Origin of the sequence: Cellulomonas hominis, assembly GCF_005239125.1 — a bacterium.
GTDB classification, from domain to species: domain Bacteria; phylum Actinomycetota; class Actinomycetes; order Actinomycetales; family Cellulomonadaceae; genus Cellulomonas; species Cellulomonas hominis_A.
Window position 1 is genome coordinate 1 of the sequence record NZ_SZYE01000189.1, and the last position, 7,403, is coordinate 7,403.

The 7,403-nt window shown below is 76.1% G+C and carries 7 protein-coding genes; 4 read left to right on the forward strand and 3 right to left on the reverse strand.

Features of this window, described 5'->3' with window-relative positions; translation table 11 throughout:
• Together FA014_RS16520 and FA014_RS16525 are read right to left on the reverse strand one after the other, a co-directional pair.
• Positions 1 to 370 (reverse strand): hypothetical protein (locus tag FA014_RS16520; protein WP_230323288.1); only part of this gene is annotated, 370 nt, incomplete at its 3' end.
• Positions 367 to 1,155 carry a peptidylprolyl isomerase gene (locus FA014_RS16525; protein WP_154730740.1) on the reverse strand — a complete coding sequence of 263 codons (789 nt, stop codon included), beginning with the start codon at positions 1,153 to 1,155 and terminating at the stop codon, positions 367 to 369. The genes FA014_RS16520 and FA014_RS16525, both read right to left, overlap by 4 nt.
• Positions 1,156 to 1,311: 156 nt before the next feature.
• On the opposite strand from FA014_RS16525, the gene FA014_RS16530 reads away from it, so the two are divergent.
• Positions 1,312 to 2,034 (forward strand): MBL fold metallo-hydrolase, encoded by a 723-nt coding sequence (locus tag FA014_RS16530; protein ID WP_154730741.1) that lies wholly within the window; start codon positions 1,312 to 1,314, stop codon positions 2,032 to 2,034.
• A 5-nt stretch (positions 2,035 to 2,039) separates the two neighbouring features.
• On the forward strand, positions 2,040 to 3,404 hold the full coding sequence (gene hisS / locus FA014_RS16535) for a histidine--tRNA ligase (protein ID WP_154730742.1): 1,365 nt from the start codon (positions 2,040 to 2,042) through the stop codon (positions 3,402 to 3,404).
• Positions 3,405 to 3,413: 9 nt separating this feature from the next.
• On the opposite strand, the gene FA014_RS16540 is transcribed toward hisS, so the two are convergent.
• Positions 3,414 to 3,959, reverse strand: a complete 546-nt coding sequence (locus FA014_RS16540) for a TspO/MBR family protein (RefSeq protein ID WP_154730743.1) — start codon at positions 3,957 to 3,959, stop codon at positions 3,414 to 3,416.
• Positions 3,960 to 4,084: 125 nt separating this feature from the next.
• On the opposite strand from FA014_RS16540, the gene FA014_RS16545 reads away from it, so the two are divergent.
• Together FA014_RS16545 and aspS are read left to right on the forward strand one after the other, a co-directional pair.
• On the forward strand, positions 4,085 to 5,260 hold the full coding sequence (locus tag FA014_RS16545; RefSeq protein WP_154730744.1) for an Rv2578c family radical SAM protein: 1,176 nt from the start codon (positions 4,085 to 4,087) through the stop codon (positions 5,258 to 5,260).
• 192 nt (positions 5,261 to 5,452) lie between these two features.
• Complete coding sequence (gene aspS / locus FA014_RS16550; RefSeq protein ID WP_154730745.1) at positions 5,453 to 7,279, forward strand: aspartate--tRNA ligase; 1,827 nt, start codon at positions 5,453 to 5,455, stop codon at positions 7,277 to 7,279.
• Positions 7,280 to 7,403 lie beyond the last annotated feature (124 nt).

The window sequence follows — 7,403 nt, forward strand, 5'->3', positions numbered from 1 at the left end:
CGGGCGGCGCCACGTCGGCGGGGGCGTCGGTCGCGGGGGCGTCGTCCGCCGCGGGCTCGGGCTCGGCCTCGGGCGCGGCGGCCTCGGGGGCGGGCTCCTCGGTGGGGGCCTGCTCCTCAGCGGGGGTGGGCTCCTCGGTCGGGGTGGGCTCCTCGGTGGGGGCCTGCTCCTCAGCGGGGGTGGGCTCCTCGGTGGGGGCCTGCTCCTCGACCGGTGCCTCCTCGGTCGCGGGGGCGTCCTCGGCGGGGACCTCGGTCGCGGGGGCCTCGGCGTCACCCGTCGCGGTGACCTGGGCGTCGCCGACCTCGGGAGTCGTGGCCGCGGCGGCCTCGTCCTGGGGGCGCTGCTGCTCGTCGGGCGTCTCGGTCACTGGGTCTCCACTCCCTCGATGGTGACGGGGGTGGCCGGGGCGCCGTCCGTGGCACCGCCGCTCACGCCCGCGTCAGCGACTGCCTGCACGACGTCGAGGCCCGACGTGATGCGGCCGAACACGGTGTAGCCCCCGGCGTCGTCCGCCGGGATGGTCGAGTCCTCGTAGACGAGGAAGAACTGGCTGCCCATCGACTCGCCGTTCCCGCCCTGGCGTGCCATGGCGAGGGTGCCGGCCGGGTAGACGTCGTCCGCGGGGGCGTTCTCGATGGGGCCGAAGGCGTAACCGGGGCTGCCCGTGCCGGTCCCGGTGGGGTCGCCGCACTGCAGCACGTAGATGCCGCTGGTGGTGAGCCGGTGGCAGCCGGTGCCGTCGAAGTAGCCCTCCTGCGCGAGGGTCACGAAGTTCGCGACCGCCTGCGGCGCGGCCGCCCCGTCGAGCTCGACGCCGATCTCGCCCTGGCTGGTGCTGATGGTGCCGGTCCAGGTGCGGCCCTCGGCGAGCGCCGCGTCGGGCAGCACGCCGCCGTTGCCCAGGCGCTCCGCGCCCGTCGTGGGCGCCGCGGTGGCGGTCGGGGCGTCGGTCGCACCGGAGCCGGCCGTGGCGTCGTCGCCGCCGGTGGCCAGGAGCGCGGCGGTGATGCCCACGCCGAGCACGAGCACGCCGACGACCCCGCCGGCGATGATCTGCTGGCGGCGGCGACGCGCGTGCTTCTGCGCCTGGCGCTGCTGCCACTTCTCGTACCGGCGGCGCTCGTACTCGCGCTCGCGCTTGCTGGACGGCACGCACTCTCCTCGGTCTCGGCGTCGGCGGGTCACCCGTGCGCGGGCACGGCCGCGCCCGCGCCCGCCGGACAGTCTAGGCAGGCGGGGGGTGCCCCGGGTGACCCGCGCCGCGCGCCTGCGTGCCGGGGCTCCGCGGACCGCCGCTAGCGTGGCCGCGTGCGCATCCTCGGCCTGACCGCTCCCGTGTTCGCCGCGGCCTGCTACGTGGTGGCGGCCGACGACGGCGACTGTGTCGTCGTGGACCCGGGCGGGGGCGTCGCGGACGCCGTGCGACGCACCGTCGCGGAGCACGGGCTGCGGATCGCCGGCATCGTCGCGACGCACGGCCACGCGGACCACGTGGCCGACGCCGGTGCCCTCGCCGCGGAGGCGGGCGTGCCGCTGCGGCTGCACGCCCGGGACGCGTACCGGCTCGCCGACCCGCTCGGGACGCTCGGCCTCGGCGGGCCGGCCGACCCGGGCGTCGGCGCCGCGCTGCTGTCGGCGGCCGTCGCGGCCGGGCTGGACCCCGCGACGTTCGGCCGGGTCGACGCCGCGCTGGTCGCGCCGTTCGGCGAGGGTGACGCCGCCCGCACGCCGGACGCCCGGCTCGCGCTCGGCTCGGTGACGCTGGTCGCCCGGCACGCGCCCGGCCACACCGAGGGCTCGACGCTCTACCTGCTGGCCGCGGGCGAGCAGAGCGTGGCGTTCACCGGCGACGTGCTGTTCGCGGGGTCGGTCGGCCGGACCGACCTGCCGGGCGGGGACCCCTCCGCGATGGCCGCCACGCTGCGCGAGGTCGTCGGGGCGCTGCCGCCCGGCACGCACGTCCTGCCGGGCCACGGACCTGCCACGCGGGTGGACGCGGAGCTGGCCACCAACCCGTACCTGGCAAACTGACCCGCATGGCACGTCCGACTCCTCTGTCCGGTTTCCCCGAGTGGCTCCCCGACGGCCGCGTCGTCGAGCAGCACGTCCTCGACACCCTGCGGCGCACCTTCGAGCTGCACGGGTTCGCCGGCATCGAGACCCGGGCGGTCGAGCCGCTCGACCAGCTGCTGCGCAAGGGCGAGACCTCCAAGGAGGTGTACGTCCTGCGCCGGCTGCAGGAGGAGGGCGACGGCGCCGACCGGTCGGGTCAGCTCGGTCTGCACTTCGACCTCACCGTGCCGTTCGCGCGGTACGTCCTGGAGAACGCCGGCCACCTCGCGTTCCCGTTCCAGCGCTACCAGGTCCAGAAGGTGTGGCGTGGCGAGCGTCCGCAGGACGGCCGGTTCCGCGAGTTCGTGCAGGCGGACATCGACGTGGTCGGCGCGGGGGACCTGCCCTACCACTACGAGGTCGACCTGCCGCTGGTCATGGCGGAGGCGCTGGGCGCCCTGCGGGACATCGGCGTGCCGCCCGTGCGGATCCTGGTGAACAACCGCCGGGTCGCCGAGGGCTTCTACCGCGGCATCGGGCTCACCGACGTCGACGGCGTGCTGCGCAGCATCGACAAGCTCGACAAGATCGGGCCGGAGAAGGTCGCCGACCTGCTGGTGGCCGAGACGGGCGCGACGCCCGAGCAGGCGCGGGCGTGCCTCGACCTCGCGGCGATCTCCGGCGGGGACGCGGGCGTCGTCGACCGGGTGCGCGAGCTCGCCGCCGCGCACGGTGTCGAGTCCGAGCTGATGGAGCAGGGCCTCGGCGAGCTGCGGCAGCTGATCGAGGCCGCGGCCGTGCGCGCGCCCGGCGTGGTGGTCGCCGACCTCAAGATCGCCCGCGGGCTGGACTACTACACCGGGTCGGTCTACGAGACGGTGCTGGTCGGCCACGAGCAGCTCGGCTCCATCTGCTCCGGCGGCCGCTACGACACGCTGGCCTCGGACGGCAAGCAGACCTACCCGGGCGTCGGCCTGTCGATCGGCGTCTCGCGCCTGGTGTCCCGGCTGCTGTCGGGCGGGCTGGTCCGCGCGACCCGTGGCGTGCCGGCCGCCGTGCTGGTCGCGGTGACCTCGGAGGAGAGCCGGCCGGCGTCGGACGCGGTGGCGACGGCCCTGCGGGCGCGGGGCGTCCCGGTGGAGGTCGCCCCGACGGCCGCCAAGTTCGGCAAGCAGATCAAGCACGCCGACCGGCGGGGGATCCCCTACGTGTGGTTCCCGGCGGCCGAGGACGGCGCGGCGGACCAGGTCAAGGACATCCGGTCGGGTGACCAGGTCGACGCCGACGCCGCGACGTGGGCGCCGCCGGCCGAGGACCTCTGGCCGCGGGTGGTCCCCGCAGAGGGCTGACGGGGCCGGTCAGGCCAGGGCGGCGACGCCGGCGTTGAGGGTGGTCGCGTACAGGACCCACGCCAGGTAGGGCCCGAGCAGCCAGGCGACCCACGGGGTCAGGCGGTGGAACGCGACGATCGTCGCGACCAGCGCCACCTCGAGCGCCAGGATGATCGCCAGCCCGGCGCCGAGCTGCTCGGCGCCGAAGAACACCGGCGTCCACGCGGCGTTCAGCGCGAGCTGCACGCCGTACAGCACGAGCGCCGTGGTCGCGGCGCGGCCGTGCCGCCGCCAGATCAGCCAGGCGGCCACCGCCATCACGACGTAGAGCACCGTCCACACCGGGCCGAACACCCAGTCGGGCGGCGTCCACGCGGGCTTGTCGGCGTCCGCGTACCAGCCGTCGACGCCGGAGGTCGACGCCAGGCCGCCGCCGAACGCCACGGCGGCGTTGACCAGCAGCAGGCCGACGAGCACCGGCCAGCCACGGGCGGCGGGTCCGGAGCGCGCGCCGGCGGCGTCGCGGCGGGCGGGGCGGCTCGGGGCGGGCTGGGCCGGGTTCGCGGAGGTCATGGCTCCACCGTCCGCCGGGTCGGGCCGGTCGGCAACCGGAAGGCCAGCATGCTGAGTTCCTGGGCAGGTCCCCAGGTGCGGGCCGGGTGCTTGCGCTCGGGTCGAACACGTGTTCGAATCGGGCCATGCGGTGGGACGGGCAGAAGATCGCGGTGGAGGCGGCGCAGGCGCTCCCGGGACTCGCGCTGGCCGGGCACCAGCGGTCGGTCCGCACCCCGGAGTTCGCGGGCGTGACGTTCCACGAGGTGCACGCCAGGTCGGCGCTGAACAAGGTCCCGGAGGCCTCGGCGATGCCGTTCCGGTGGACCGTCAACCCCATGCGCGGTTGCCTGCACGCGTGCACCTACTGCTTCGCCCGCCCGACGCACGAGTACCTGGGACTGGGCCCGGACGAGGACTTCCAGACCCAGATCGTCGTCAAGACCAACGTGGTCGAGGTGCTGACCGCGGAGCTGCGCCGACCGTCCTGGCGGCACGAGCACGTGGCGCTCGGCACGAACACCGACCCGTACCAGCGGGCCGAGGGCCGGTACGCCCTCATGCCCGGGATCATCGGCGCGCTCGCGCACTCCGGCACCCCGCTGTCCCTGCTGACCAAGGGGACGCTGCTGCGCCGGGACCTCCCGCTGCTCACCGAGGCGGCGGGGGAGGTCGGGGTCGGCGTCGCGGTGTCGCTCGCGATCGGCGACGAGGACCTGCAGCAGGCGATGGAGCCGGGCACCCCGACGCCGCGCGCCCGGCTGGGGCTGATCCGCGCCGTCCGGGAGGCGGGGCTGGAGTGCGGCGTCCTGGTCGCGCCGGTCATGCCGTGGCTCACCGACTCGACGGCGCACCTCGACGGCCTGTTCCGCGACCTCGCGGAGGCGGGCGCGTCGTGGGTGACGACGATCCCGCTGCACCTGCGCGGCCCGGTGCGGCCGCTGATGCTGTCCTGGCTCGCCGAGCACCGGCCCGAGCTGGTCCCGAACTACCGCCGGCTGTACGCGCGCGGGGCGTACGTGCCCGAGGAGTACCGCCGCTGGCTGTCCGAGCGGGTCCGGCCGCTCCGCCGGCGGTACGGGCTGCACGGCCCCGGGGCGGCGCCGGCGGAGGGGGCGGGGTCCCCGGTAGGCCGCGCGGCGGGAGGCGGCGGTGCGACGACGGGCGGTGCGACGACGGGCGGTGCGGCGGGCCGCGACGGTCGCGGGAGCGCGGCCCAGCCGTCACCGTGGCGGGTGCGACCGGACCGGGCGGCGGCGGAGACGCCGGAGGGTGCCCTGGCGGGCGCGCTGACCGGGGCGGTGCAGCCCGCGCTGTTCTGACGGGCGGTGTCCGGCGTCCGCCCCGGCGGCGGGTCCGGCAGGTGGCGTCCGGCGTCCGCGCGGGTGGCGGGCACGCGACCCGCCCCGGCGGGCTCGTGCCGCGGGTATCACCGCGACGGCGGCGGGCCCGTCGGCAGTAGACTCGCCGGGCTGCTCGGACGGGCAGCGCCCCGACACCGGAGAGGACTCCTCGTGCTGCGCACCCACACCGCCGGCTCGCTGCGGGCCGAGCACATCGGCACCACCGTCACCCTGACCGGGTGGGTGGACCGCCGGCGCGATCACGGTGGGGTGGCCTTCGTGGACCTCCGGGACGCCTCGGGCATCGCCCAGGTCGTGATCCGGGACGAGGCCGTCGCGCACGGCCTGCGCGCCGAGTACGTGCTCCAGGTGACCGGCACCGTCGGCCGCCGCCCCGAGGGCAACGAGAACCCGCACCTCGCGACCGGCGAGATCGAGGTGACCGCCGACGAGGTGGTCGTCCTCAACGAGTCCGCGCCGCTGCCGTTCCAGGTGTCCTCGTCGCTCGACGAGCCGGTGGGCGAGGAGGCGCGCCTGCGCTACCGCTACCTCGACCTGCGCCGGCCCGCCCCGGCGAAGGCCCTGCGGATGCGGTCCCGTGCCAGCCAGGCCGCGCGCCGCGTGCTGGAGGCGCACGAGTTCGTCGAGGTGGAGACCCCGACGCTGACCCACTCGACCCCCGAGGGCGCGCGCGACTTCCTGGTCCCCGCCCGCCTCGCGCCGGGCTCCTGGTACGCCCTGCCGCAGTCGCCGCAGCTGTTCAAGCAGCTGCTCATGGTCGGCGGCATGGAGCGGTACTACCAGATCGCCCGCTGCTACCGCGACGAGGACTTCCGCGCCGACCGGCAGCCGGAGTTCACCCAGCTCGACGTCGAGATGTCGTTCGTCGACCAGGAGGACGTCATCGCGCTCGGCGAGCAGATCCTCGTCGCGCTGTGGGGCCTCATCGACTACGAGATCCCCACCCCGATCGCCCGGATGACCTACGCCGACGCGATGGCGAAGTACGGCACCGACAAGCCGGACCTGCGGTTCGGCCTGGAGCTCGTCGAGCTCACCGAGTACTTCGCCGAGACGCCGTTCCGCGTCTTCCAGGCGCCGTACGTCGGCGCGGTCGTCCAGCCGGGCGGCGCCTCGACGCCCCGCCGCGGGTTCGACGCCTGGCAGGAGTGGGCGAAGCAGCGCGGCGCCAAGGGCCTCGCGTACGTCACCGTCGGCGAGGACGGCACGCTCGGCGGGCCCGTCGCCAAGAACATCACCGACGCCGAGCGCGAGGGCCTCGCGGCGGCCGTCGGCGCGCAGCCGGGCGACGCGGTGTTCTTCGCCGCCGGCAAGCCGGCCGAGGCGCGCGCCCTGCTGGGCGCCGCCCGCCTGGAGATCGGCCGCCGCGCCGAGCTGATCGACGAGTCCGCCTGGTCGTTCGTCTGGGTGGTGGACGCGCCGCTGTTCAAGCCGACGGGCGAGGACGACGACGTGGCCGTCGGCGAGGGCGCGTGGACCGCCGTGCACCACGCGTTCACGTCGCCGACGCCGGAGTGGATCGACCGCTTCGAGGAGTCCCCGGGCGAGGCCCTGGCCTACGCCTACGACATCGTCTGCAACGGCAACGAGATCGGCGGCGGTTCGATCCGTATCCACCGCCGGGACGTCCAGGAGCGCGTCTTCGCGGTCATGGGCATCGGCGAGGAGGAGGCCCGCGAGAAGTTCGGCTGGCTGCTCGACGCCTTCCAGTTCGGCGCCCCGCCGCACGGCGGCATCGCGCTCGGCTGGGACCGCGTCGTGGCGCTGCTGACCGGCTCGGAGTCCATCCGCGACGTCATCGCGTTCCCGAAGTCGGGTGGCGGCTACGACCCGCTGACCGGCGCGCCGGCCCCGATCACGCCGCAGCAGCGCAAGGAGGCGGGCGTCGACGCGAAGCCGAAGGCGTCCGACCTCGCCCCGCAGGGCACGCCGGCGGAGACCCCGGTCGCGGACGCGGCTGCCCCCGCCCAGCGGTGACCGGCGTCGGCGACCCGGCCGACGGCACCCCGCAGCACCCCGACGGCCCCGGCGCGCGCACCGCGCCGGGGCCGTCGGCCGCGCACGGGCGAGCCGCGGGTGGCCGGCACGGCACGACGGCGGG

Bases quoted from the DNA above. Each gene is read 5' to 3' on its own strand.
- hisS (WP_154730742.1), top strand. From the start codon at position 2,040: ATGGCACGTCCGACTCCTCTGTCCGGTTTCCCCGAGTGGCTCCCCGAC.
- FA014_RS16540 (WP_154730743.1), bottom strand. From the start codon at position 3,959: ATGACCTCCGCGAACCCGGCCCAGCCCGCCCCGAGCCGCCCCGCCCGC.
- FA014_RS16545 (WP_154730744.1), top strand. From the start codon at position 4,085: ATGCGGTGGGACGGGCAGAAGATCGCGGTGGAGGCGGCGCAGGCGCTC.